Origin of the sequence: Stutzerimonas kunmingensis, from assembly GCF_900114065.1 — a bacterium.
GTDB lineage: Bacteria > Pseudomonadota > Gammaproteobacteria > Pseudomonadales > Pseudomonadaceae > Stutzerimonas > Stutzerimonas kunmingensis.
Genome location: NZ_FORS01000010.1, coordinates 20,756 through 47,279 on the forward strand (window position 1 = coordinate 20,756; position 26,524 = coordinate 47,279).

25 protein-coding genes and 1 pseudogene are annotated in these 26,524 nt (G+C 50.8%); 25 read left to right on the top strand and 1 reads right to left on the bottom strand.

The annotated features are described in order from the left end of the window. Window positions 1–35 precede the first annotated feature (35 nt). The 25 genes and pseudogenes from BM275_RS18900 to BM275_RS19010 all read left to right on the top strand — a co-directional run bounded on the left by BM275_RS18900 (window position 36) and on the right by BM275_RS19010 (window position 25,771). The gene (locus BM275_RS18900; protein WP_090522934.1) at window positions 36–1,316 is read left to right on the top strand and encodes a Wzz/FepE/Etk N-terminal domain-containing protein; all 1,281 of its coding nucleotides are present in this window, start codon (window positions 36–38) and stop codon (window positions 1,314–1,316) included. Window positions 1,317–1,447: 131 nt separating this feature from the next. Beyond that, window positions 1,448–3,064, top strand: coding sequence for an MBL fold metallo-hydrolase RNA specificity domain-containing protein (locus BM275_RS18905; RefSeq protein WP_090522936.1), 1,617 nt, complete (start codon window positions 1,448–1,450; stop codon window positions 3,062–3,064). A gap of 224 nt (window positions 3,065–3,288) precedes the next feature. Continuing rightward, entirely contained in the window at window positions 3,289–4,566 is a 1,278-nt protein-coding gene (locus BM275_RS22145) for an MATE family efflux transporter (RefSeq protein ID WP_139229588.1), read from the top strand. Next, entirely contained in the window at window positions 4,563–5,723 is a 1,161-nt protein-coding gene (pseC, locus tag BM275_RS18915; protein WP_090522939.1) for a UDP-4-amino-4,6-dideoxy-N-acetyl-beta-L-altrosamine transaminase, read from the top strand. The genes BM275_RS22145 and pseC overlap by 4 nt, the downstream gene beginning before the upstream one ends. Beyond that, window positions 5,720–6,412 carry a pseudaminic acid cytidylyltransferase gene (pseF, locus tag BM275_RS18920; RefSeq protein WP_090522941.1) on the top strand — a complete coding sequence of 231 codons (693 nt, stop codon included), beginning with the start codon at window positions 5,720–5,722 and terminating at the stop codon, window positions 6,410–6,412. Before pseC ends, pseF begins: the two co-directional genes overlap by 4 nt. A gap of 7 nt (window positions 6,413–6,419) precedes the next feature. After that, entirely contained in the window at window positions 6,420–7,526 is a 1,107-nt protein-coding gene (gene pseG / locus BM275_RS18925) for a UDP-2,4-diacetamido-2,4,6-trideoxy-beta-L-altropyranose hydrolase (protein ID WP_090522943.1), read from the top strand. Continuing rightward, the gene (locus tag BM275_RS18930) at window positions 7,523–8,197 is read left to right on the top strand and encodes an SDR family NAD(P)-dependent oxidoreductase (protein WP_090522945.1); all 675 of its coding nucleotides are present in this window, start codon (window positions 7,523–7,525) and stop codon (window positions 8,195–8,197) included. The genes pseG and BM275_RS18930 overlap by 4 nt, the downstream gene beginning before the upstream one ends. Beyond that, on the top strand, window positions 8,197–8,892 hold the full coding sequence (locus BM275_RS18935) for a metallophosphoesterase family protein (RefSeq protein WP_090522947.1): 696 nt from the start codon (window positions 8,197–8,199) through the stop codon (window positions 8,890–8,892). The genes BM275_RS18930 and BM275_RS18935 overlap by 1 nt, the downstream gene beginning before the upstream one ends. A gap of 7 nt (window positions 8,893–8,899) precedes the next feature. After that, window positions 8,900–9,826, top strand: coding sequence for an ATP-grasp domain-containing protein (locus BM275_RS18940; RefSeq protein WP_090522949.1), 927 nt, complete (start codon window positions 8,900–8,902; stop codon window positions 9,824–9,826). A gap of 15 nt (window positions 9,827–9,841) precedes the next feature. After that, window positions 9,842–10,903 (top strand): pseudaminic acid synthase, encoded by a 1,062-nt coding sequence (pseI, locus tag BM275_RS18945; RefSeq protein ID WP_090522951.1) that lies wholly within the window; start codon window positions 9,842–9,844, stop codon window positions 10,901–10,903. Between the two features lie 93 nt (window positions 10,904–10,996). Then, the gene (locus tag BM275_RS22150) at window positions 10,997–11,803 is read left to right on the top strand and encodes a motility associated factor glycosyltransferase family protein (protein ID WP_167362178.1); all 807 of its coding nucleotides are present in this window, start codon (window positions 10,997–10,999) and stop codon (window positions 11,801–11,803) included. Between the two features lie 16 nt (window positions 11,804–11,819). Then, window positions 11,820–12,461, top strand: a complete 642-nt coding sequence (locus BM275_RS18955) for a CatB-related O-acetyltransferase (protein ID WP_090522955.1) — start codon at window positions 11,820–11,822, stop codon at window positions 12,459–12,461. Between the two features lie 37 nt (window positions 12,462–12,498). Next, a complete protein-coding gene (locus BM275_RS22155) occupies window positions 12,499–13,662 on the top strand; it encodes a hypothetical protein (RefSeq protein ID WP_139229590.1) in 1,164 nt (387 codons plus the stop codon). A gap of 4 nt (window positions 13,663–13,666) precedes the next feature. Next, complete coding sequence (locus BM275_RS18960) at window positions 13,667–14,791, top strand: N-acetyl sugar amidotransferase (RefSeq protein WP_090522957.1); 1,125 nt, start codon at window positions 13,667–13,669, stop codon at window positions 14,789–14,791. Continuing rightward, window positions 14,788–15,402, top strand: a complete 615-nt coding sequence (gene hisH / locus BM275_RS18965) for an imidazole glycerol phosphate synthase subunit HisH (RefSeq protein ID WP_090522959.1) — start codon at window positions 14,788–14,790, stop codon at window positions 15,400–15,402. Before BM275_RS18960 ends, hisH begins: the two co-directional genes overlap by 4 nt. A gap of 1 nt (window position 15,403) precedes the next feature. Then, window positions 15,404–16,189: an AglZ/HisF2 family acetamidino modification protein gene (locus tag BM275_RS18970; protein ID WP_090522961.1), complete on the top strand. Its 786-nt coding sequence runs from the start codon at window positions 15,404–15,406 to the stop codon at window positions 16,187–16,189. A gap of 30 nt (window positions 16,190–16,219) precedes the next feature. Beyond that, window positions 16,220–17,254 (top strand): polysaccharide biosynthesis protein, encoded by a 1,035-nt coding sequence (locus tag BM275_RS18975; protein WP_090522963.1) that lies wholly within the window; start codon window positions 16,220–16,222, stop codon window positions 17,252–17,254. 3 nt (window positions 17,255–17,257) lie between these two features. Beyond that, complete coding sequence (gene wbjC / locus BM275_RS18980) at window positions 17,258–18,376, top strand: UDP-2-acetamido-2,6-beta-L-arabino-hexul-4-ose reductase (protein ID WP_090522965.1); 1,119 nt, start codon at window positions 17,258–17,260, stop codon at window positions 18,374–18,376. Between the two features lie 19 nt (window positions 18,377–18,395). Then, window positions 18,396–19,526: a non-hydrolyzing UDP-N-acetylglucosamine 2-epimerase gene (gene wecB / locus BM275_RS18985; RefSeq protein WP_090523076.1), complete on the top strand. Its 1,131-nt coding sequence runs from the start codon at window positions 18,396–18,398 to the stop codon at window positions 19,524–19,526. Window positions 19,527–19,531: 5 nt separating this feature from the next. Beyond that, window positions 19,532–20,617: pseudogene (locus BM275_RS22480) on the top strand (glycosyltransferase family 4 protein); the annotation flags it as partial. A gap of 123 nt (window positions 20,618–20,740) precedes the next feature. Next, a complete protein-coding gene (locus tag BM275_RS22485; RefSeq protein ID WP_244153893.1) occupies window positions 20,741–21,385 on the top strand; it encodes a sugar transferase in 645 nt (214 codons plus the stop codon). Beyond that, on the top strand, window positions 21,378–22,034 hold the full coding sequence (locus tag BM275_RS18995; protein WP_090522969.1) for an acetyltransferase: 657 nt from the start codon (window positions 21,378–21,380) through the stop codon (window positions 22,032–22,034). Before BM275_RS22485 ends, BM275_RS18995 begins: the two co-directional genes overlap by 8 nt. A 2-nt stretch (window positions 22,035–22,036) precedes the next feature. Continuing rightward, window positions 22,037–22,477: a MaoC family dehydratase gene (locus BM275_RS19000; RefSeq protein ID WP_419723458.1), complete on the top strand. Its 441-nt coding sequence runs from the start codon at window positions 22,037–22,039 to the stop codon at window positions 22,475–22,477. A gap of 80 nt (window positions 22,478–22,557) precedes the next feature. Continuing rightward, entirely contained in the window at window positions 22,558–23,754 is a 1,197-nt protein-coding gene (locus BM275_RS19005) for a DegT/DnrJ/EryC1/StrS family aminotransferase (RefSeq protein WP_090523080.1), read from the top strand. A 4-nt stretch (window positions 23,755–23,758) separates the two neighbouring features. Then, window positions 23,759–25,771 carry a polysaccharide biosynthesis protein gene (locus BM275_RS19010; RefSeq protein ID WP_090522971.1) on the top strand — a complete coding sequence of 671 codons (2,013 nt, stop codon included), beginning with the start codon at window positions 23,759–23,761 and terminating at the stop codon, window positions 25,769–25,771. 206 nt (window positions 25,772–25,977) lie between these two features. Here the strand turns inward: BM275_RS19010 and BM275_RS19015 are convergent, their stop codons facing one another. Further along, window positions 25,978–26,385 carry a PA2817 family protein gene (locus tag BM275_RS19015; protein ID WP_046619785.1) on the bottom strand — a complete coding sequence of 136 codons (408 nt, stop codon included), beginning with the start codon at window positions 26,383–26,385 and terminating at the stop codon, window positions 25,978–25,980. Window positions 26,386–26,524 lie beyond the last annotated feature (139 nt).

The following is a 26,524-nucleotide window of genomic DNA, read 5'->3' on the forward strand; positions in this document are numbered from 1 at the left end:
CTCTGCGTCGCCGCATTCAGCGAGACGGACCTCAAGTGAACGCAGTAACTCCTCCGCAAGTCCTTGCTTCGGCAACGCCTGATGAAATTGACCTGATCCAGCTCTTTCGCTCTTTGTGGAAGCAAAAGTTCCTGATTGGCGGCGTAGCTGTGGTGTGCACGCTCGTCGGGTTGCTCTACGCCATGCTGGCGCCTCGTTATTACACCGTTCAAAGCGTGCTACGACCGGCCGCTATCAAAGATCTCGATGAGTTGAATCATCTTGGTATCTACAAGCTGTCGCCGAAACAAGCGCTGGCGCAGGTCGGGGCAACGCTTGACTCGTACGAGAATCGGCTGGCCTTCTTCCGCGAACACCCGCAGCTCTTCGCTGATCTCGTGCAGCCAGGGCGAACACTTGAGCAGACTTTTGAAGCCTTCAACGATGAGGCCTTCAAGTTGCTGCAACCCGATTCAAAGAAGCCCGAGGGGATGTCTCCGTATGTCGGCCTCCAGCTGACCTATCCCGAAGCGCTGGATGGGGTTGAGATCGTCAACAGTTTTGTGAATTTCTCCCTGGCTAATGTCCGCAAGGAGATAGCGGCTGATCTGGAAACCCTAATCGGCAACCGGCTCAGTCAGCTTGACAAGAAGATTGCCGCTGCTCGTGCCAGCTATGAAGCCAGCAAGGAAATCAAGATCGCCAAGCTGACCGAAGCGGATGCGCTCAAGCGTGCAGAGTTGAATGATGAATTGGCAGCCCTGCGCCAGCAGCTCCGGACGCGTCGCGATAACCGCATCAATCAGCTCAACGAAGCGATTCGAATCGCGACTTCGCTTGGTATAAGCAAGCCCACCACACCATCGTCCCTTGGAGCGCCTGAGATCACGAGCCAAGGCAGCGTGATCCGTACCGAGGTCAATAACCAGCAGATACCTTTGTATTTTATGGGCAGCGAAGCGTTGGAAGCCGAGCGTAAGGCGCTCTTGGCTCGTCGCTCCGACGACTTCACCGAGCCGCGCATTGCACAGATTGCCAGGGAGCTGAAGCTGCTTGAACACAACCGCCAGATCGAGGTCTTAAAAAGCCGAGAGAACGAAGACCTGTTCCTGAAAGATCTGGCCGGTTGGCGCGAGGAAGCAGCGAGGCTGCGCTCCCTGCAGTTCGATGCTGGTTCGCTCAAGCTGGTCGCCATTGATCAACGAGCAGTTGAGCCCCGTCAGCCCATCAAGCCCAAGAAGACTTTGATTGTTGCTCTCGCATTGGTATTGGGCGGCATGCTCGGAGTGTTCGTCGCGCTGGTGCGCAACCTTCGCCGTCCGGTCGCCGCAATCTGACCATCCATCCGTCGGCGTGCCGTTGAGACCTCAACGGCCCCGAAAGACGGTAGTATTCCCGCCTATTTTTTAAGGTGGCTCGTGACTAGCATGTCGCGAGTGCGTTGGTTGACATCGTTAAAGGAATAACCGTGCGCTATCCAGATATCGAACACCACGGCGCTAAGGATGGCGTAACTGGTTCCTGTCATCAGCTACACATGGACGCGAGCCATAGCTTGCTGGTCGATTGCGGCCTGTTCCAGGGTAAGGAGACTTCGAGCGATGGGCGCGCTGCTACAGGACGGCTGGATATCGAGTTCTCCTTGGCCAGCGTCCAAGCGCTCGTCGTCACGCATGTGCATATCGACCACGTGGGGCGAATTCCCTATCTGCTTGCCGCCGGATACAAAGGCCCGATTTACTGCAGCGAGCCTTCGGCCAAACTACTGCCTATCGTTCTTGAAGATGCCTTCAAGCTAGGCTTCAGCCGTGATCAAAAAGCCGTCGAGCGCTACCTCAAGCTGGTCGAGCAGCGGTTGCGGCCGTTGCCGTACCAGCGATGGTCAACACTGCTGGAAACCGAAGAGCTCATCGCCCGTGTACGGCTACAGCGAGCTGGTCATATTCTCGGCTCCGCATACGTGGAAATTGACCTGACGTACCCCGCCAGTGGCGAAAGCAAGCGCATCGTTTTCTCCGGAGACCTTGGGGCAGCACATGCGCCACTACTGATGCCGCCCGAATCACCCGAGCGAGCCGATATCCTCGTCCTTGAAAGCACGTACGGCGACCGCCTGCATGAAGACCGCGCCAGCCGCCGTCAGCGTTTAGAAGCCGTCATCGAACATGCCCTGCAGGATCAGGGCACCGTACTGATTCCAGCCTTCAGCATTGGCCGCACGCAGGAGTTACTGTACGAGCTGGAAGAGATCATTCACAGCAAACTGCAGACCTCTACAAGTCACTCCGTTCTCCACGCCGATGAACACGCGAGCAAGAGCGTAGAAAACACTGACAACCCGCACGTCCAATCCCCTCTCCCCCCTGGGGAGAGGGCTAGGGTGAGGGGCAATAACGACAGCTCCGAATACGGCCTCGAAACAAACTGGCCCAAGCTCCCGATCATTCTCGATTCGCCCTTGGCCACGCGCTTCACCGAAGCCTATCGAAGCCTGCAGCCATACTGGAATCAGGAAGCCCACGACAGAGTCCAATCCGGGCGCCGCCCGCTGGCCTTTGAACAACTCATTACAATAGACAGCCACAGCGACCACCAACGAATAGTGAACCACCTGACTCAAACCGCACGCCCCGCCATCGTGATTGCCGGTGGTGGCATGTGCTCGGGTGGCCGCATCGTCAATTACCTGAATGCCATGCTGGGCGACAAAAGGCACAACGTCCTTTTCGTTGGCTACCAGGCCAAAGGCACGCCAGGGCACGCTATCCAAACCTACGGTCCGAAAGGCGGCTATGTAAACCTGGATGGCGAACACTTCGATATCCGTGCTGGCATTAGCAGCATCGGTGGCTACTCTGCCCATGCGGACCAGAACGGGTTGGTGGATTTTGTGACTGGGATGCAGCAATGGCCGACTGAGATACGGGTGGTGCATGGTGAAGATAATGCAAAGCAGGCCTTGACCGCTCGGCTGTATGCCAGCTATGAGCAGCAAAGTAAGCCGCTTACAGTTATTACCGGGCGATATGATGCGGTCGAACGGAGCGCTGTCGATCTTTCTGGTCGCGAGCGCCTAACGGAATGACAGAACGGATATCGGCCAGATGCAGATTATAGTGAGGCCCCTGTAAGCTGCGATCAGGCAGGTTTTCCAAGTAGAACCGGAACACCGTGCTGAGCCATAGTCATTTTTTATTAACTACAAGCATTGCTTGAAAGACTATAAGAAGAATAATGAAGGAAGTGGATGCTTGTGTGTGAATTATATTACGAGGCACTAATGATTATTTTGTTTTTTATGGATGGATCGTGGCTTTGATCGTTAGGATTGTAAATGTATCTATACGTGGTTTGGTTCTTATTAGTCGATTTGTTTTTTTGTTTGCTTTAGTGAAGTTTCTGGATCCGGCCGAAATAGGGTTGTATGGGCTGTTGGTGGCAGCTATAGGTTATTCGATTTATTTTGTTGGGCTCGATTTTTATAATTACGTTAATAGGAAAGTTTCTGGCGGAGATAGAGCGCTTTGGGGGTGGTATATTAAATCCCAGGCGTTTCTTGCTTGTTTGTTGTATTTTTCTGTTTTTCCGCTTCTGCTTTCTATATTTTTCTTAGGCTGGTTGCCTTGGACGCTAGCTAAGTGGTTTTTTGTTATTTTAATATTTGAGTACTTGTGTTTGGAGTTGGTTCGATTTTTCATAGCTGCGTCAGAGCAGTTGTCAGCAAGTATTGTTTTGTTTCTAAATCAAGCGTTTTGGGCTGTCGTTGCTGTCCTTTTTATGGTTGTTGATGATGTTTACAAGAGCTTAGATTGCGTATTTTTTTTCTGGTGTGCCGGATCAATTTCAGCTCTTATATATTCATTTTTTAAGCTCAAAAGTATGCGGCTAGGTGGATGGAATAATACAGTTGATTTTCAGTGGGTTTGGGCAGGCATAAAGATCGCCGTGCCAATGTTGGTTGCGACGTTGGCGTTTAGGGGGGTTTTTACATTTGACCGCTATCTTATAAGTGAGCTTTCTGGGCTTGAAATAGTTGCTGCATATGTATTGTTTATAGGAGTTGCGGGTACGCTTCTTGCTTTCCTTGATGCTGCGGTTTTTTCATTTTCTTATCCGGCCTTAATTGGGGCTTATAAAAGTCGAGATGTAAGTTTGTTTAAAAGAAATATGCGGATAATGTTGTTTTCGACAATTATATGTGTTGTGATTTTTGTATTTGCTAGTTTGTTGGTTTTTCCATATCTTCTTAAGTGGATTGGCAAGGAGGCTTATCTTGATAATTATTTTATTTTTTATTGGGTCTTGTTTGCGGTTGTGATTAACTCGCTATGGTTGGTTTTTCATTATGCCTTGTATGCTCAGCAACTCGATAGCCAAATAGTGTATTCGCGCGTAGTTGCTTTGGTGGCTTTTTTGTTTAGCGCATTTGTGTTCTACTTTCCTTTCCCGGATGAGTCTGTGTTGATAGGCTTGTGCGTTTCCCAAGTTGTAATTTTGATTTGGAAGCTATACGCCTATTACTGTTTGACGCCAGTGGATTTTCTTGGGTTTGACATAAGTAAACTTAAATTGCAGGGGCTGAAATGATTCCTTACGGACGTCAAGATATTACTGAAAGTGATGTCAAAGCGGTGCTGGAAGTTCTTGGTTCGCCACATCTTACTCAAGGGCCAGCTGTACCTAAGTTTGAGCAGGATGTAGTACGCCATTGTAACGTAAAATACGCTGTTGCCGTAAATAGTGCTACATCCGCGCTACACATAGCTTGTTTGTCATTGGGATTGGGAACAGGGGATTGGTTGTGGACTACGCCCAATACGTTCGTTGCCTCGGCTAACTGTGCGCTTTATTGTGGTGCAAAGGTTGATTTTGTTGATATTGACGCTCGAACATACAATTTGTGTCCAGTTGCCTTGGAGGCAAAATTAATTGCTGCTGAAAAACAAGGTGTGCTGCCGAAGGTAATTGTGCCGGTTCACTTCGGTGGTCAGCCATGTGACATGAAGGCTATATATAATCTATCGCTACAGTATGGTTTTAAAATCATAGAGGATGCTTCTCATGCTATTGGTGGTTTATATTTGAATGAGCCGATTGGTAATTGTCGATATAGTGAGATTACGGTATTTAGCTTCCATCCTGTCAAGATAATTACATCCGCAGAAGGTGGTATGGCTGTCACCAATAATGAAAAACTTGCGGAAAAAATGTCATTGTTGAGGAGTCATGGAATTACCCGCGCCTCCAGTTTGATGACAAAGCCAATGGAAGGCTCTTGGTATTATCAACAGGTTGAGCTTGGTTTTAATTATCGCATGACGGATATTCAAGCGGCGCTTGGAAGCAGTCAGATGAGTCGGCTTCTGCATTATGTTGCTCGCCGGCATGAGTTGGCTGAGCGTTATAATAAGCTCCTTGCGGATTTGCCTGTCATTACGCCGTGGCAACACAAGGATGGTTGGTCGGCTTTTCATCTTTATGTTATTCGATTAAGGCTTAATGAAATAAAGCTTTCTCATGTTGAGGTATTTGAAGCGCTCAGAGCTAAGGAAATAATGGTTAACCTCCATTACATACCTGTTCACACTCAACCGTATTATCAAACGTTGGGGTTTGGTTTGGGTGACTTTCCGGCGGCTGAAAAATATTATTCGGAGGCTATTAGTATTCCACTTTTTCCAAATCTCAAAGAGTCAGAACAAGATTATGTTGTCGAAACACTCTTGGAGTTGCTGCGCTCATGAAGCTAGCTGTCATTCCCGCACGGGGCGGCAGCAAGCGTATTCCGCGCAAGAACATCAAGCAGTTCTGTGGTAAGCCTATGATTGCCTGGTCCATCGAGGCGGCGCTGCAGAGCCGATGCTTCGATCAGGTTGTCGTTTCCACCGACGATGCGGAGATTGCCGACGTGGCCCGTCAGCACGGCGCTGACGTACCGTTCATGCGCCCGGCTGAACTGTCCGATGATCATACCGGCACCATTCCGGTAATCCGCCACGCCATTGAATGGTTCACCCTGCAAGGGCGCACGGTCGAGCAGGTTTGTTGCCTGTATGCCACTGCGCCTTTTGTTACTGCCGAAGATCTGAATCGGGGCATGCAAGTATTGCAAGGCAATGACTGTGATTATGCCTTCTCGGTCACGAGCTATGCGTTTCCCATCCAGCGCGCCATTCGAATCAATGGTCAAGGTCGTGTGGAAATGTTCAATCCCGAATACTTCAACACCCGTTCACAGGATTTGGAAGGGGCCTTTCATGACGCCGGGCAGTTCTATTGGGGCGGAGCCGATGCCTGGCTACAGGGTAAGCAGATCTTCAGCCCCGACGCACTGCCAGTAATGCTGCAGCGTCATCGCGTGCAAGACATCGATACCCCCGAAGACTGGATGCGGGCCGAATGGCTGTTTAAAGCCATGATGCAGGAAGGCTGAGGTACTGATGAAAGTCGTCTTTCGCGTAGATGCTTCTCTGCAGATGGGTACGGGCCATGTGATGCGCTGCCTGACCCTGGCTGATGCGCTCACGGCGGGCGGGGCGAGCTGCGAGTTCATCGGCCGGGCGCATCCCGGCCATCTGCTGGATCTAATCCGCAACAAGGGCTACATCGCTCATGCACTCGCGGTAGGGGCAGGTGTGTCTGGATGCACGACGGCGAGTGACGAGCAATCTCCTGTTCATAGTCACTGGCTCGGTGCCAGCCAGCCCGAGGACGCTGCAGCCTGCGCATCGATCCTCGCGGAACGGCAACCCGATTGGCTAATTGTTGATCACTATGCGCTGGACTTTCACTGGGAGCAGGCCCTCAAACCGTACTATCGCAAATTGATGGTGGTCGATGACCTAGCTGACCGAGCACATGCGTGCGATCTACTTCTGGACCAAAATTTTGGCCGCCAGGATGAGCATTATCGCGCGTGGGTGCCTCACGACTGCAAACTGCTCTGTGGTTCGAAATATGCACTGCTTCGCCCGGAATTCGCTGCACAGCGCCCCCGTAGCTTGCAGCGTCGAGCGAAACCGCAGTTGCGTCAACTCTTGATAAGCATGGGCGGTGTTGATAACGATAACGCTACAGGGAGAGTGCTGAACGCGCTTCGCGACAGCCCACTTCCGGGCAACTGCCAGATCACCGTGGTTATGGGGCCCACCGCCCCTTGGCTGAGCGAAATAAAGCAACAGGCACTCAGCATGGCTTGGCCTACCCAAGTTTTGGTTGGAGTCAGCGATATGGCACGTCTGATGGCCGATAGCGACCTAGCGATTGGTGCAGCAGGAGCGACCTCTTGGGAACGTTGTGTGCTCGGTTTGCCCTGCATCCTTCTCTGTTTAGCAGAAAATCAGAAAATGGTCTCTGAGGAATTATCCAAGCAAGGTGCAGTTATAACACTGAGTGTGCACGCATTAGAAAAGCCGGGAGGTCGCTTCCTTGATGACGCGCTGAAACAAGCTTGGCGTATAGCCCCGCAAATGTCTGAGAGCGCAGCTTCTGTAACCGACGGTTCAGGCTGCGAAAAAGTTTTTGACTACTTGATGGGAACTCAATGAACGCAATCATTCTGACTGGTGCTAGTCGTGGCTTGGGTTATGAGCTTCACGATTTGCTAGTTCGTGAAAAATTCCCAGTGGCGCAGCGTATCTTTATTTCCCGCAAGTCTTTGGGCGAAACTCATGAGGGCTATCAATATATTCAGTCAGATTTTGATCAGCAGGGCGGAATGAATATAAACATAGATATCTTGCCAAATACGAAGTTCGTAGTATTCATCAGCAATGCCGGTACCATCGAGCCGATCGAAAGGGCTGTCGATGTATCTTTTTTTAGTATGGAAAGCGCCCTAAGAGTTAACTGCCTAGGGCCGCTGGCGCTTGCTCAGCAATTAGCCGTTAAGGCAAAGAGTGTTGGCGCTCGGCTGTTCGTTCTTAATATCAGCTCCGGTGCTGCCCATCGGCCGGTCAAGGGGTGGATGGCGTACTGTGTCAGTAAGGCAGCGGCTATCATGGCACTAGACGTATTGGCTGCAGAAAATAATCATGTGAAGGTTCTCCATTTCGACCCAGGAGTCATGAATACAGAGATGCAGGGTCATATTCGACTGCAGCGAGCAGAAGTCATGCCTGATGTTGAGATTTTTAAGGGTTTCAGTACGAATCATGCGTTAAAAAATCCGCGCGAAGTAGCTGAGCAGATAATGTCCATTGTCCGAGATGTCATCTGATGAAAATCGCTTTGCTGTCCGATCTGCATGCCAATATATATGCCTTGCAAGCTGTACTAGATGACCTGAACAAGGAAAGAGTAGAAAAAATTCTGGTTGCGGGTGATTTGGTTGGCTATTACTACTGGCCTCGTGAAGTTATTGAAATGCTAATGTCAGATGATCGATTCATCTGCATTCGTGGAAATCACGAGAAGATACTTGATGAAGTATTGATAAACGACGAGGCTGCCCATCGTTACCGGAAAAAATACGGATCTGGATACGAGGCCTGTCGAAATCAGCTTTCTAGCACTCAGATGCTTTGGCTTAAGTCGCTGCCTGAGGAAATGCGCCTAGACATAGGTGGAATGCAGTTTCATGTAGGTCATGGGGCGCTAGGAAGTACTGATGAATATCTCTATCCTGACGCTCCGTTGGAAGAGTTATTGAAGAACTACTCAGATAGGGAATACACCGTTTTTGGTCATACTCATTATCCTTTTTTGCATAAGCATGGTAATCGCTATCTGCTGAATCCTGGGTCTGTTGGCCAGCCTAGAGATCTTGGGGGCTCGGCCAGCTACATCGTTGTTAATACAGAAAATCAAGTCATACGCTTTAAGAGAAAGGCATTCGATACAGAGTCGATCATACGTGCAGTTCGCGAGAGGAATCCAGAGCTTGACTATCTTTCGGCCATTATGAGTAGGTAGTTTAAGTATGAATGTTCTTGTAAGCGGTGTAGCTGGCGACATTGGTTTGGGAATTGCTCGGATACTCAAGGAATGGGGGGTGTTTTCCGAACTACATGGAATAGATATTCATCCGGATCACCCTGGGTTATTTGTTCTTGATAAGTGTGATGTTGCTCCGCGAGCCAATGAGGATAAGTATCTCTCTTGGGTTGCTGATTATATCTCTAAAAATGGAATTGATGTTTTTATTCCGAGTAGCGAAGCGGAAATTAGTACGCTGGCTTCAGCTGGTATAACTGATATTGCTGGTGCCTCGATTATTCGTAACAATAAGTTTACAGTTCAGAGGTCTCTAGATAAATTTGACTGTCTTTCTCATTTAAAGTCATGCGGTATATCCGTGCCCGCCAATGGAATAGTAGGGTGCACAACTCCATCAAGCTACCCGGTAATCGTGAAACCTCGCTCTGGCCAAGGCAGCAAGGGCGTTACATTGATAAAAAGCGCAGATGAATTAAAGGTGTGTAATGTTGGCTGGGTCTGGCAGGAATGTTTGCTGCCTGATAACCAAGAATATACCTGCCCAGTTTACGTATCATCGAAAACAGATATGCGCACTTTGATTATCAAACGAAAGCTAATGGGAGGATTGACTGGAAGCGGCATCATTGTCGATAACGTAGAAATTGATGAGTATGTCCGCGCTATTGCGAAAGCCATGCAGCTAGAAGGAGCGATAAACATACAGCTACGCTTAACCGAAAGCGGCCCACTATTGTTTGAGATCAACCCCCGCCTTTCTAGTACGTTAGTTTTTCGTGACAAGATAGGCTTTACAGATCTTCGGTGGTGGATAGCTGACAGTTTAGGCTTTGAAAGCCCTGAATATTATGCGCCAAAACCAGGGACGAGATTTTATCGTGGTGCACAGGAATATATTTCTAATAGTTAAGATCGAGATCCTAGAATGACAGTCCCTTATATAACCATCGATGGGCGCCGAATTTCTGTCGATGAACAGCCTTACGTTATTGCTGAAGTCTCTGCTAATCATAATGGTAAGTTGGAGAATGCTTTAAAGTTAATAGAAGTTGCAAAAAAAAGTGGGGCGTCCGCAGTCAAGCTTCAGACCTATACTGCAGATACAATCACTCTTGACTGCGACTCTGAAGAATTTAGAATCCGCGGCGGTCTGTGGGATAATAAGACTCTTTATCAACTCTACCAAGAAGCCCACATGCCTTGGGAATGGCACAAGACACTGTTCGAGCATGCTCGAAAGTGCGACATCACGATGTTCAGCTCGCCATTCGACAACACTGCGGTCGATCTGCTGGAGGGGCTAAACGTACCAGCCTACAAAATCGCCTCTTTCGAGGCCATTGACTTGCCCTTGATCAAATATGTAGCTAGTACGGGCAAGCCTATGATCATTTCTACCGGTATGGCCGATGCAGAGGAAATTGCCGAGGCCATAGAGGCTGCGCGTGAGGGGGGATGCAACGAGTTGGCTGTACTGCATTGCGTCAGCGGCTATCCGGCTGCTGCGGAGGATTACAACCTACGTACTATTCCCGATATGATCATGCGTCATGGCTTGGTAACAGGGCTTTCTGATCATACTTTGGACAATACCACGGCCCTTACCAGTGTGGCGCTGGGGGCCTCGATAATTGAAAAGCATTTTACCCTAGATCGCTCTGCTGGCGGTCCGGATGACAGCTTTTCACTAGAGCCTCAGGAGTTGGCTGCATTATGCCGTGATACTAAAACGGCTTGGCAGGCACTTGGGCGGGTGGATTACGGACGTAAATCGAGCGAACAGGGCAGTGTCAAGTTTCGACGCTCGCTTTACTTTGTAAAAGATCTAAAGGCAGGCGATGTTATTACGCTAGATGCGGTTCGCAGCGTTAGGCCGGGATTCGGGGTTGCGCCTAAATATATCGATATGGTTATAGGGGCAACGGTTTCGTGCAGTGTACTTAAAAATACACCCGTCACATTGGATAAATTGAGTTTGCGGTGCTAGAAGGCGTCCAAGAGTGGTATGAATGCGACATATCATTGGATGTTCAGAACAATAGTCTAGTTGGTTTTTTGTTGGGTTTTTATGGTGAGAAGCATGGATAAATTTAAAATAAAAGAATTCTTAGATAATTGTATTTATGTTGCGTATAACATTGTAGCTAAGCTGGTTTTTCTGGCAAATTATAAAGTTAGGCATGTTGTTAAAGGGAATTTGGTATATAAAAACAAACATAAAGGTGAGCGTTGCTTTATATTGGGAACAGGCCCCTCTTTAGGTGGGTTAAGCGATAGACAAGTTGCGCAGTTGGGTGGCGAGTATACCTTTGGCTTGAATTCTTTATATAAGGCCGATGTGGGGAAGGCTTTACGTCCTGATTATTATGCTTTAGTTGATAATAATTATTGGGAGTGCTTGCAAGGCACATATTCGGATGTTGTTAGTTTGTATAAAGAGGCCCCGCCAGTTTTTATAACAGACCCTCGGGCAAAAGGAATAGTTGAAGAGATTCAGCAAGAGGTGAGTGCCATTTATGTGTATGCAAAAAAATATCCAGTAGGCCAGGTTAGCTTTGAACTAGATAAAGATATCTATGGGTTGATGAATGTTGTAAGTGTTTGTATTGTTTCTGCGATGTATATGGGGTTTAAAGAGATTTATTTGTTGGGGTGCGATTATAACGCTTTTTGCAATTTTGGGCATGGTCATTGTTATGATGATGAAAAGGAGATGGAGGAGGTCTCATATAACCTTGCCTTTTATCTTAAGTACTATCATATCACCACGGAGTTCCATTATTTAATAGCGAAGCTCGCAAAAAAGCACGGCGTTAGTGTTGTAAATTTAACCGATGTGAGTTTGTTGGATGCTTATCCACGCCGCCCGGTTGCTTCCGTTATTTAGTTTAGTGTAGGTGCTTATGAAGATTTTTGGATACACTATTACTTATTTGCTTTCAAAAGTAATAAAGAAATTGCGGTTTCCCTCGGTTATAGATTCCGAAATTCATAAGTCAGCCAAAGTAGAGGCGGGTACGAATTTTGTTTCATCACGTATGGGGCGCTACAGCTTTTGTGGTTACGATTGTGATATCTCTCATTGTGATATAGGTGCTTTTACCTCTATCGCCAGTGGCGTCGTCATCGGGGGCGCCAGGCACCCGATGGAGTGGGTAAGTATGTCGCCTGTCTTTTACAGGGGGCGAGACAGTGTCACAAAAAAATTTGCCGAGCACACGTTACAGATTGCATCTAAGATCTACATCGGAAGCGACGTATGGATAGGGAGATCGGCAATTATTTTACCCGGCGTCTGTATCGGCAATGGAGCTGTAGTTGGGGCAGGAGCAGTTGTAACGAAAGATGTGCCATCTTACGCCATCGCTGTCGGCAATCCGGCAAAAATCATTAGATATCGATTTAGCCCAGCTGTGATAAACCAGCTGGAGGAGATAAAATGGTGGGAGTTTTCAGATGCAAAGTTGGCTAATTTAGGCGGTAAATTCAATGACTTAGATGCTTTTTTGCATGAGCTGAAGAGTGTAGAAAAGGGCGTGCTATAGCCTAAGTCCTCGGTGTGCCAGCAAAGAGTTTAAAGCCATGTGTGGAAACTTTCTAAAGTCGGAGCGTCGGCATCTCTATGTTATGGCCTTTGTTATATTGTTCGTGTTTTTTAGTTTCTTTATAAATAGTCCATTCTCTTTGTTGGTGGGTACTTTAGTTGTAGGGATTTATTCTATTTCTGATATTATCCAAAAGCCTGTTTCGCGTAATGTTTTGGTTTTTTTGTTGTTGTTTTCAATGTTTATAATTCCAGTTTTCTTGGCTTTAAATCATGGCTTCAGCGTGTTTTTCTATTACGTATCAACCGTTTTTTGTTTTTTTGCAGCTCGTAAAATGGTATCGATCCATAGATGTTTGGTGTTGCAGGCTTATCAGTTTTCATTTTATTTTTTATTTTTTATTTTTATTTTTCTTTATTATATCTATAGGGATGAGGCTGAGCCTTTTGGAGCTATTATTGAGGGTGCAAGTACTAATGGGGTTCCGTCGTATTTTATAGTTTTGCAAGTGACGCTGTCTTTAATCGCTTTTTCTATTAATGGCAGGCTTCCTTTATTGTCTGCGGCTATGACCTTTTTCATTGCGGTGCTAGGCATTGGAAGAGGTGCTATATTGGCGGCCTTTGCTATTTTTGCTTTCAGCTTTCTATTTAACTTTTGTCTCGATGTTAAATATAAAAGAACTGGTAGGGTTTTGGGTGTTATAGGATTTGTTGCTGTTTTGTTTTTTGTTTTTTGTTTTAGCTATGATGCTGTTTTCGAGTATTTTTATGCTAGAACAAATCTTTCCAGAGGATTATATGATTCCGCTAGGGTTGAAATGATTAGTGATTACGTAGGGGGCATTTCCGCTATAGGTCTTTTTGCTGGCTCCAGTTTTGATGGTACTGTAATTGCTGAGCTCTATGGAAATAATCCTCATAATTCCTTTATACGATCTCATTCTTATATGGGCTTGGGTGTATTTTTGATGGTTTTGTTTTCGCCGTTTTTGTTCTTTTTTTCAAGAGTAAAGTTCTCTGCTAAGATTGCTTATTTTTCGCTTGTGATGATTTTGTTTTTTAGAGCATTTTCTGAGCCAATATTGTTTCCAACATTGTTGGATATTTTTTACTTTGTTATATTTTTGTTTTTCTTTAAGGGGCAGGCTGTTAGGCGTCCTACGGTTTTACATAATAAGGGTGCTGTATTATGGCGGTGAAAGTATGATTTGTGTAAAGTGTATTATGGATGCGTCGGATCCTAATATAAGCTTCGATGATCAAGGCGTCTGTGATTATTGTAATAATTTTAGTTCGGAAATATTGCCCAATTGGCACCCAGATCAGCGTGGTGCAGCGGAACTTGAAGCGCTCGCCACGAAGATCAAGAACCAGGGGGAAGGCCAGGATTTTGATTGCATTATCGGCTTGAGTGGCGGCCTTGATAGTTCATATGCAGCTTACATAGCTAAGGAGAAAATGGGGCTGCGACCATTGCTTTTCCATGTCGACGCTGGATGGAATACTGACCAAGCAGTAGGCAATATCGAAAAGTTGGTGGATGGCCTTGGTCTGGATCTCTACACCGAAGTGATTAACTGGGAAGAGATGAAAGATTTGCAGGTTGCTTTCCTACGCTCGCAAATCGCTGATCAGGACATGCCGCAAGATGGTGCGTTCTTTTCAGCTTTATATAAGTTTGCTCGACAGCATAAAATAAAATATGTCTTGACAGGCGCTAATTATTCCACTGAGTGCTGTCGTGAGCCTGAGGAATGGGGGGCGTATCCGGGGATTGATAAAACCCTCTTCAGGGACATTCATCGGCGCTTCGGTAAGCGTTCACTGAAGACTTTTCCTTTGGTGGATATTCTGATTTATAAAATCTTATATCAGCGCGTGCTGGGGATGAAGATTGTCAAACCTCTGAATCTGGTGCCTTACATAAAGAAGGATGCAGAGGAGGAGTTGGGGCGGCTGTTTGGCTGGCAAAAATTTCAGCATAAGCACCACGAGTCCCGCTTTACGCGCTTCTATGAAGATTACTGGATGCCACGTAAATTCGGCTATGAGAAGCGTCGCGCTCATTTCTCCAGCCTGATCATGACTGGGCAGATGGCCCGAGACGAGGCACTGGAGCGTATAGCCAAGCCGGAGATGGACGAGCAGTTCCTGAAAACGGAATTCGAGTTCGTGGCCAACAAGCTGGGGCTGTCGGTCGATGAGCTGCAGGCGATTTTCGATGGGGAAAACAAAACCTATCGTGACTACAAGAACAAACGCTTTCTTATCGGTATCGGCTCGCGCGTGATGAGCGCACTTGGATTGGAAAGAAGGCTTTTCAGATGATTACCATCATCAATTACGGTCTGGGCAACATCCAAGCATTCGTCAACGTCTACAAGCGGCTGCATATCCCAGTCAAGGTAGCGACGAACGCCGAGCAGCTAACCGGGGCCAGCAAACTGATCCTGCCCGGCGTAGGTGCGTTCGACCATGCCATGCAGCGGCTGAACGCTTCGGGCATGCGGCAGACGCTTGATGACATGATTATCGGGCAGGGCGTACCTGTACTGGGTATTTGCGTGGGTATGCAAATGCTCGCAGACTCCAGTGAAGAAGGTGTGCTGCCTGGCCTGGGGTGGATTCCAGGCCAGGTGCGCAGTTTCCATTCGGTGCCCGAGTCGAGCGAGCTGGCTCTTCCCCATATGGGCTGGAACGATGTGCTGCCAACGCCTGGCAGCCCGTTGTTCCGAGGGCAACAGGAAAGCTGGCTGTTCTATTTTCTTCATTCCTACTTCTTCGAGTGCGCTGAGCCTGAGCATATTGCTGCTACTGCCATCTATGGCGCTGGTTTTAGTTGTTCAGTCTCATCGAAGAATGTGCATGGGGTGCAGTTCCACCCCGAGAAGAGCCACCACTGTGGCGTCGCCCTGCTGAAGAACTTCGCGGAACTGTGAAATGTTGAGACCACGCATTATCCCCTGCCTGTTGATTCAAGACAGCGGCCTCGTCAAGACCATTCGTTTCAAGGATCCAAAATACGTTGGTGATCCGATTAATGCAGTGAAGATCTTCAACGAGAAGGAAGCGGACGAGCTGATCGTCATCGATATCGACGCCACTGCCAAGGGCCGAGAGCCCGACTATCAGCAGATCGCTCACCTTGCCTCTGAGTGCCGAATGCCGCTTTGCTACGGCGGAGGCGTGCGTACAGCCGAACAGGCCAAGCGCATCATCGCGCTGGGCGTCGAGAAGGTTGCCATCAGTTCGGCTGCACTGGCCAACCCCGCACTGATTAGTGAAATCGCTGCCGAGATTGGTCGGCAGAGTGTGGTCGTAGTACTTGATCACAAGCAGCGGTTACTGGGTAAGACTCAGGACGTCTGGACCCATAACGGCACGAGCAACACCAAACGCGGCGTCGTCGAGGTCGCGTTGGAAATGGAGAGGCTCGGAGCGGGTGAGATCGTCATCAACTCCATCGATAACGACGGGAAGATGAAAGGCTATGACCTCGCGCTGGCTGCGCACTTGCGCGAGCTGTTGACCGTCCCGCTGACGGTGCTTGGTGGCGGCGGCGGCCTCGATGATATGCACAAGGTGGTCGCTGCCTGTGGTGTTGTTGGCGTCGCGGCAGGTAGTTTTTTCGTGTTCAAGGGCCCTTATCGCGCGGTGTTGATTAGCTATCCCACCGCACAGCAAAAACTCGACTCTATCTATTCAGCCTTGCAGGATGGCCGCTAAGCGACTCTGCACCTCGACTCTAGGTTTTTTATGTTCAAAGGAAAAAAGTTACTCATTTCTGGTGGCACCGGCTCTTTCGGCAACGCCGTACTCAAGCGCTTTCTCGATACGGATATCAATGAAATCCGCATTTTCAGCCGTGACGAGAAAAAGCAAGATGATATGCGTAAACGCTACGCCAACTCCAAGCTGAAGTTTTATATTGGTGATGTGCGCGATTACCAGAGCTTGTTGAACGCGACGCGAGGGGTGGACTACATCTTCCATGCTGCAGCGTTGAAGCAGGTCCCGTCGTGTGAGTTTCACCCTATGGAGGCGGTTAAAACCAATGTGCTTGGCACCGAGAATGTCTTGGAGGCTGCAATCCAGAATGAAGTGAATCGAGTGGTTTGTCTTAGTACGGATAAGGCCGTTTACCCGATCAATGCCATGGGTATTTCCAAGGCAATGATGGAAAAGGTCATGGTCGCCAAGTCGCGTAATGTTGATGAGAGCAAGACGGTCATTTGCGGCACGCGATACGGAAACGTGATGGCTTCGCGTGGTTCGGTAATCCCTTTGTTTATCGAGCAGATTCGTGCCGGCAAGCCGTTGTCGATCACGGATCCGAATATGACCCGTTTTATGATGACCTTGGCCGATGCGGTCGATCTGGTGCTCTATGCCTTCGAGCACGGTAATAACGGCGACCTGTTCGTACAGAAAGCGCCGGCTGCAACCGTAGAAACCTTGGCGCTGGCGCTGACCGATCTGGTTGGAAATCCCGACCATCCAATCCAGGTGATTGGTACTCGCCATGGCGAAAAGCTTTATGAAGCTTTGCTCAGTCGCGAGGAAATGGCTTGCGCCGAGGATATGGGAAAGTATTTCCGTGTACCGCCGGATCTGCGTGACCTCAATTACGCAAAGTTCGTGGAGCAGGGTGAAACAAAAATCTCGCGCACTGAAGACTACAACTCGCACAACACCGAGCGACTGGATGTAGCGGGGATGCAGCAGCTGCTCCTGAAGCTTGACTTCATGCGCGCTATCCAGCGCGGTGAGCACGCAACGCCCGAGGAGTGAAGGATGAAGGTTCTGATTACCGGGGCTAACGGCTTTGTCGGCCAGAACCTCATCGCACATTTAGGCGAGCGCGCCGACATCGAGGTGCTACGTTTTACCCGTGAGGATTCGCTGGAAAACCTGCCTTGCCTGGTTGCTCAGGTGGAATGCATCTTTCATCTCGCCGGCGTCAATCGCCCACAAGACCCGCAGGAATTTCATACCGGCAATACCGATTTGACACGTACGCTGTGCGAAGCCATCAAATCCTCTAGCCGGCAGATCCCGGTGATTTACACCTCTTCCAGCCAGGCGGAGCTGGATAACCTCTATGGCAGTAGCAAGCGGGGCGCTGAGCAGGCGTTACTGGAGCTGCAGTCCACCCAAGGCTCTCCGGTTCATCTATTTCGCCTGCCCAATGTCTTCGGAAAATGGGCGAGACCAAATTACAACTCGGCAGTGGCGACCTTCTGTCATAACATCGCGCGTGACCTGCCAATCCAGATTAATGATTCCGCCGCGCGTATCAATCTCGTCTACATCGATGATGTGATCAGTCAGTTCGTTGCGATCATGGATGGCAAGTTGACCGGGAAGCCTTTCGTCGGTGTTGAACCGCAATACAGCATTTCGGTTGGCGAGCTGGCCGAGCAGTTGTATGCCTTCCGTGATAGCCGCAAGTCCATGCTCACCGAGCCTGTAGGTGGCGGTTTGATCAGAGCGTTGTATTCCACTTATCTGAGCTACCTGCCACCCGAGCGCTTCACTTACGAGGTGCCCAGGTATGGTGATCCACGCGGCGTCTTCGTGGAAATGCTCAAAACCAGGGATTCGGGGCAGTTCTCCTTTTTTACGGCTCATCCCGGTATTACTCGTGGTGGGCATTACCATCATTCCAAGACGGAAAAATTCCTGGTCATCAAGGGCAAGGCCTGTTTCCGTTTTCGGCATATTCTGACTGGTCAGTTCTACGAACTGTTCACCACCGGAGAGCGGTCGGAAATCGTCGAAACTGTCCCGGGTTGGACGCATGACATCACCAACGTAGGCGAGGACGAGATGATCGTGATGCTGTGGGCCAACGAAATCTTCGATCGTGAACACCCCGATACCTATGCTCGGCCAGTCGGCACCGAAGCCTGAGTACGAACAGGAAACCGCAATGAAGAAGCTGAGAGTCGTAACCGTAGTAGGTACTCGCCCCGAAATCATTCGCCTGTCGAGGGTGATGGCCAAGCTGGATGAATATTGTGAGCATGTGCTGGTGCATACCGGCCAGAACTACGATTACGAACTGAACGAGATTTTTTTTCAGGATCTGGGCATTCGCAAGCCGGATCATTTCCTCAATGCTGCCGGTGCCAGCGGTGCGGAAACCATCGGTAATGTGATCATCGCTGTGGACCGCGTGCTGGCTGAAGTGCAGCCCGAAGCGCTTCTGGTACTGGGCGATACGAACAGTTGTATGGCTGTGATCCCGGCCAAGCGCCGCAAGATTCCCACCTTCCATATGGAAGCGGGTAACCGTTGCTTCGACATGCGCGTACCGGAAGAGATCAATCGCCGCATCGTTGATCACACGGCCGATATCAACCTGACCTACAGCACCATTGCCCGCGATTATCTACTGCGCGAAGGGTTGTCGCCGGACATGGTGATCAAGACCGGCAGCCCGATGTTCGAAGTGCTGAATTATTATCGCGAGGGTATCGAGGCTTCCGATGTGCTGGAACGGTTGGGCCTTGAGGCCGGCAAGTTTTTCGTGGTCAGTGCGCACCGTGAAGAGAATGTCGACACCGACAAGAACTTCCTCAAGCTGGTTGAGGTGCTGAATACCGTCGCTGCGCACTATGGCTTCCCGGTAATCGTCTCTACCCATCCGCGCACCCAGAAGCGCGTGGATGCGATGGGCGTGCAGTTCCACGCCAATGTTCGCCTGCTCAAGCCGCTGGGCTTCAAGGATTACAACAAGCTGCAACTCACTGCCAAGGCAGTGTTGTCTGATAGCGGCACGATCAACGAAGAGTCTTCAATCCTGAATTTCCCTGCGTTGAATATCCGCGAGGCGCATGAACGCCCGGAAGGCATGGAGGAGGCCGCGGCAATGATGGTCGGTCTTGAGAGGGAACGTGTATTGCAAGGGCTCCAGATTCTCGAAAGCCAGGCCCGTGGTGATGAGCGCACTCTGCGCCTGGTTGGTGACTACAGCATGCCCAACGTGGCGGACAAGGTTGTACGGATCATCCACAGCTACCGCGACTACGTGATGCGTACAGTCTGGAAGAGGTACTAAGTCGCATGACTACCCGCGTTCTGCTGCTGACACAGTGGTTCGATCCCGAACCGACCTTCAAGGGGTTGGTGTTTGCTCGTGAGCTGGTCAGGCAAGGCTTCGAGGTGGAAGTCCTGACCGGCTTTCCGAACTACCCGGGTGGCAAAATCTATCCCGGCTACAAGGTCAGGTTGATACAGCGGGAAGTCATCGATGGGGTGCAGGTGACACGTGTGCCGCTTTATCCCAGTCATGACCAGGGTGCCGTGGGTCGAGTACTCAACTATGTCAGCTTTGCAACAGCCTCGCTGTTTTACGGACTTTTTACTGCCAAGCGACCAGATGTGATTTACGCCTATCATCCTCCACTTACCGTAGGTATTGCTGCTGCATTGATTCGCATGTTCCGCCGTGTACCGGTGGTCTATGACATTCAGGATATGTGGCCAGACACCCTGCGGGCGACGGGCATGTTCTCCAACTCAAACGCCTTGAAGGTCGTCTCCAAAGTGTGCGACTGGCTATATCGGCAAGTCGATCAGATTGTGGTGCTGTCGCCCGGTTTCAAGCGCCTACTGATCGAGCGCGGCGTACCGAAAGACAAGATCGAGGTGATTTACAACTGGTGCGCGGAAGGTGCCTTGGGCGCTCCCCGGGGCGTGGTTCCTACCAGCTTCCCCGACCGACAGCAGTTCCGCATCCTGTTCGCCGGCAATATGGGAAAGGCTCAGGCGCTGGATGCCGTTCTGCAGGCCGCACAGTTACTGCAGCAGCAGGCGGCAAACATTACTTTCGTGCTCCTCGGCGGCGGCGTCGAGGTGCAACGTCTGCAGCAACAGGCAGCGGAAAGACAACTGACCAACGTGACCTTCTTGCCGTCGGTGCCCATGGCGGAGGTTGGCAGCTACCTGAATGCAGCCGATGCGCTGCTGGTTCATCTGCGCAAGGATCCGCTGTTCAGCATCACTATTCCGTCTAAGACCCAGGCTTACATGGCGGTTGGTAAGCCGATCCTGATGGCAGTAGATGGGGATGCCGCTGATCTGGTGTGTGACAGCGGCTGTGGACGAGTTGCTGAGTCGGAGAACCCGCAGGCGATTGCCAATGCGGCGCTGGCGCTGTATGAAGCTAGCCAGGAAGAACGCCAAGCCATGGCCGAGAACGCTCGCCAGTTCTATCAGAAGCGGCTTTCCCTGCGCGTGGGCGCTGCCCGATTCGGCGAGTTGTTCCTGCAGATGGCCAGCAAACCAAAGGTTCGCTCGCTGCCGGCCGTTAAACGTCTGTTCGACATCCTGGCCTCGGCCTTCGGTTTGTTGCTGCTTTCCCCAGTCATCGGCATCGTCGCCTGGCTGATCCGCCGCAAGCTCGGCTCGCCTGTGCTGTTCCGCCAGGTGCGCCCGGGCCTGCACGGCAAGCCGTTCGAGATGATCAAGTTCCGCACCATGCGAGATGCCGTGGATGCCCACGGTAACCCGCTGCCGGATTCCGAACGAATGACGCCGCTCGGCAACTTCTTGCGTTCCAGCAGTCTGGATGAGTTGCCCGAGTTATGGAATGTGCTTAAGGGCGACATGAGTCTGGTAGGCCCGCGCCCGCTGCTGATGGAGTATCTGCCTCTGTATAGTCCAGAACAATACCGCCGCCATGAAGTGCGGCCCGGTGTCACCGGTTGGGCCCAGGTGAATGGTCGCAATGCATTGAGCTGGGAGGAAAAGTTCAAGCTGGATGTGTGGTATGTGGACAATTATTCTTTTTGGCAGGACCTGAAAATTATTTTTCTCACTGTAAAGAAAGTGTTTTTACGCGAAGGGATCAGCGCTGAGGGTGAAGCAACCATGAGCAAATTCGAAGGTTCCGTGGATCACATTAAGAATGGATAAGAATATTTACGCGGTTTTTGGTGCAAGTGGTTTTGGTCGGGAAGTTATGCCACTCGTTCGAGGGTCGGTTGGCGGTAACGAGTTAGTTTTTGTTGATGACAATATTTCACAGTCTCCGCTAAACGGTCACGAAGTTATGACCTATGATAGTTTTCTTAAACTGCGTGCAGGAAGAAAATATATTACGATCGCCATCGCAGACGCGGAAATACGCGAAAAACTAACCGAGCGTTGCTTGGGTGACGGGATTGAAGTTTTCGACGTGACCGCTAGTAACGTTGTTTTAATGGATGAGGTTTCTATAGGGGAGGGCGCTATCCTCTGTCCGTTTACAACCATAACTTCAAACGTGAAAATCGGAAAATCTTTTCACGCCAATATTTACAGTTATATAGCACATGATTGTGTTGTGGGGGATTACGTCACGTTTGCTCCAAGTGTGAAATGTAACGGTAACGTTGTTATAGAAGATTATGCTTATGTTGGTACTGGGGCCATTATCAAGCAGGGTCGGCCGGGCAAGCCTCTGCGTATCGGAAAGGGCGCCGTGGTGGGCATGGGTGCAGTGGTGACAAAAGATGTTGCTGAAGGCGCCGTTGTCGTGGGTAATCCGGCAAAACCATTGGCTCGTAAGGGACTTGGAGGTTAGAGGTGGATGATCGCTCATTGGGCTCTATACCGTTTGAGGATATCCATCCAGGCATGACGGTAAGTTACTCACAGACAATTACGGATGCTGATATAAAGGCCTACGCGGGGTTGTCGGGAGATCACAACCCAGTGCACGTGAGTAGCGAATATGCGGCCTCGTCACGGTTCGGTAAGCGCATCGCTCATGGACTGATGTCTGCGGGTTTTTTCTCGGCATTATTTGGGATGAGACTGCCAGGGCCGGGCTGTGTTTATGTTTCACAAAGTCTTAATTTTAAACGGCCTGTTTATATCGATGATACCGTGACGGCGACGGTAAAAGTTAAATCGATCGATGCTGCACAGCGCCGAGTATTTTTCGAGACATTATGTGCGGTTGGTGGGAAAGTCGTGATCAGCGGTGAGGCTGAAATATATATACCAAAGAGCAAAAAGGATTGATGCTCTGACTTGGATTTATGATCCCGGCATAGAGGCGAGACGTGGCCGCTGGGATTAAATTGTATAAGAGAATAAATATTGTGCTGAATACTCCTTTTTCCCCGTGGCCGTCCTTTATTGATGAAGAGGCCGATGCCGTACGCAATGTGATCCTTTCCAACAAAGTCAATTATTGGACTGGGCATGAAGGGCGTGAGTTTGAGAAGGAATTCGCTGCTTGGGCCAGCACCGAGTACGCGATCGCGTTGGCCAATGGCACCGTAGCGCTGGATGCGGCGCTGCTTGCGCTGGGCATCGGCGAAGGCGACGAGGTAGTCGTAACGCCGCGCACTTTTCTCGCTTCGGTCTCCAGCATCGTTAATGCCGGTGCTGTGCCTGTATTCGCAGAAGTGGATCGCGACTCGCAAAACATCACAGCCGAAACCATCCGTGCGGTGCTTACTTCGCGTACCAAGGCAGTGATTTGTGTGCATCTGGCAGGCTGGCCATGCGATATGGATCCGATAATGGCCTTGGCGGCAGAGCATGACCTCAAGGTTATTGAGGATTGTGCACAAGCCCACGGGGCGCGTTACAAAGGGCGGCCAGTTGGGTCCATTGGGCATATCGGTGCCTGGTCGTTCTGTCAGGACAAGATCATGACAACCGGAGGCGAGGGGGGGATGGTTACTACGGATGACCGCTCACTCTGGAAGCGGATGTGGTCCATGAAAGATCACGGAAAGAGCTGGGATGCGGTGTATGAGCGCCAGCATGCTCCCGGCTTCCGTTGGTTACATGAAAGTTTCGGTACCAATTGGCGAATGATGGAAGTGCAAGCCGTTATAGGGCGTATACAGCTACGACGAATGGGAACTTGGCATGCAAGCCGTTTAGCTAACTGCGAGCGTGTTTGGTCTGCTGCCAAGGCTTTAAGGGGACTGCGCGTGCCGGATATTCCGGGAGCGATTCTTCATGCCGGGTACAAGTGTTATGTCTTTGTCGAGCCCGGAGAATTGTCTGAGGGCTGGAGTCGGGATCGAATTCTGAATGAAATATCGGCAAAGGGCGTTCCCTGTTTTTCAGGTTCCTGCTCCGAGGTTTATTTGGAAAAAGCGTTTGACAACACGGGATGGCGACCTGCGAATCGTCTGGAGATTGCCCGTGAGTTGGGTGAAACCAGCCTGATGTTTCTGGTACATCCGACGCTAACGGGAGCTGAAATCGAAAAGACCTGCGCGGTGATTAAAGAAGTTATGACCGAAGCGACAGCGCGCCCTGACCTTCCCATCAAGTGAGGTAATGGTGTTAAGACTTGCAGAGAAGCTGCGTGCTCGTCTGGTACGGCTGCCACGCCGACAGAAACGTGCCATACAGGTATCGACTGATGTGCTATTGGTCTGGCTGGCTCTCTGGCTGGCTTTTTTCCTTCGTCTAGGGGAGTCCGATTTTGTCGAGCCACTTGGGGGGCATGCCTGGCTGTTCGGCGTAGCGCCGCTGGTTTCGATTCCCTTCTTCATCCGCTTCGGCATGTACCGAGCAGTAATGCGTTATTTCGGCAATGACGCCCTGATGGCTATCGTAAAGGCAGTTACCCTTTCCGCCCTTGTGCTTGCCTTGGCTGTTTATTGGCGCAGTGACGCGCCGAAGCTGATACCGCGCTCGATGGTGTTCAACTATTGGTGGCTGAGTTTGGTATTGATCGGCGGCTTACGCCTGGTGATGCGCCAGTACTTCATGGGCGATTGGTTTTCGCCGGATTCGCTGACCAAGTTCAAGGGCAAGGAGGCGGGGCTGCCCAAGGTTGCCGTGTACGGCGCAGGCGCAGCGGGCAATCAGCTGGTTGCCGCGTTGCGCATGGGCCGTGCGATGCGGCCGGTGGCGTTTATCGATGATGATTCGAACCTGCAGAACCGGGTCATTGCCGGACTACGTGTGTATTCGGCCAAGCACATCGGGCAATTGGTCGAGGATACGGGGGCGGGGGAGATCCTGTTGGCCATTCCTTCAGCTTCGCGTGGTCGTCGGCGCGAGATTCTGGAGACGCTCGAGCGGTATCCGCTGCATGTTCGCAGTGTGCCGGGCTTTATGGATTTGGCTAGCGGCAAAGTGCAGGTCGAAGACATCCAGGAGGTTGATATTGCCGATCTGTTAGGGCGTGATGCAGTGCCGCCGCAGCAGGCACTGTTCGAGAAGTGTATTCGTGGCAAGGTGGTGATGGTGACTGGTGCGGGCGGGTCGATCGGATCGGAGCTGTGCCGTCAGATCCTTTCGAATAAGCCGCAGGCGCTGCTGTTGTTCGAACACAGTGAGTTCAACCTTTACAGCATTCATATGGAATTGGAGCGTTTGATCGAGCGCATGTCATTGCCGATCAAGCTGATGCCAATCCTGGGTTCCATCCGCAATGCTGATCGGTTGCTGGATGTGATGCGCACCTGGGGAGTGGAAACGATCTATCACGCGGCTGCCTACAAGCATGTGCCCATGGTCGAGCACAATGTGGCAGAGGGCGTACTGAACAATGTGATCGGTACACTGAACACCGCGCAGGCAGCGGTTCAGGCGGGTGTTAGCAACTTCGTGCTGATCTCTACCGACAAGGCTGTTCGGCCGACCAACGTGATGGGCAGTACCAAGCGTGTTGCTGAGCTGGTTCTGCAGGCGCTCAGCCGTGAGCCGGCGCCGGGCTTGTTTCGCACTGCGGGCAGCGTGCATCACGTCAACAAGACCCGTTTCACCATGGTGCGTTTCGGCAATGTGCTCGGCTCGTCGGGCTCGGTCATCCCTCGTTTCTATGCGCAGATCCGCGCGGGCGGGCCGGTGACGGTGACGCATCCGAAGATCACCCGTTACTTCATGACCATTCCCGAAGCGGCTCAGCTGGTGATCCAGGCGGGCTCGATGGGGCAGGGCGGTGACGTGTTTGTGCTGGATATGGGACAGCCGGTGAAGATCGCTGAGCTGGCGGAGAAGCTCATTCATCTGTCTGGCCTGAGTGTTCGTTCCGAGAAATGCCCGCACGGGGATATCGCTATCGAATACACCGGACTGCGGCCCGGCGAGAAGCTGTATGAGGAGCTGTTGATCGGCGACAACGTGAGCGCTACCGAACATCCGATGATCATGCGCGCCAATGAGGAGCATCTTGACTGGGATGTGCTCAAGGACCGGTTGGCCAAGCTGCTCAAGGCGGTGGAAAGCGATGATTACCCGCAGGTACGGCAGCTGCTTCGTGAACTGGTGAGCGGCTATGTGCCTGAAGGGGAAATCGTCGACTGGATCTACCAGCAGCGGCGGGTAGAGCCTGAGTAAGTAGAGTTACGTCAGGGGTGGCCTAGTCTGGCAGCTTCTGAACTGCTCAGCTGTTGGGTAAGCGCGCTTTTAAATCTGCTCTGCAACAGCCTCCATCGTGAAGGTGCCTCCTTCCCAAGGGGGCTTCAGCCCCCACCATTAGCGGTTGTTGATTGCCTCTCTGTTGGTCAAATACTCCTCGCCATTCGGCTGGCTAGTGTCGGATATCAGTGCCGTGCGCCCTCATCCGACATGCTCAACAGCTGCTTTTCACGGTTCCAGTCGAACGGTTCGTCGTTCTGCTCGGCTTCGTAGCGGCGCTCTTCGAGTTGCTGGAAGACGGCAATCTCGTCATCCGGCATGAAGTGCAGGCAGTCGCCGCCGAAGTACCACAGTAAATCGCGCGGAACCAGGTGGGCGATCTGGGGATAGCGGTGGAAGACCTGGCAGATCAGGTCCTGGCCCATGTGGCGCTCTTCCGGGACGTTCTGCAGGTTCATGATCAGTTCGTCGAAGCGTTCGAGAAACAGTGCGTGGCTTTCTTCCGAGACTTGTTCGGCCTCGCCCATGGCGAGCAGGATGCCGCGCAGATGGGCCAGCAGGGCCAGGTTGTGATCGTGGTATGGATTGGCCATGGTTCACCTGTGTCGGTTTTCTGAAAGGCGCGATTATAGGCGTGCGCGCCGGTGAATTGGGGTGTCTGGTTGACTCGCTTATAGCTCGCAGGTTCGGTTTTTCGGATGAGGCGATGGTGGCTCGTCGGCTTGCCAGCGC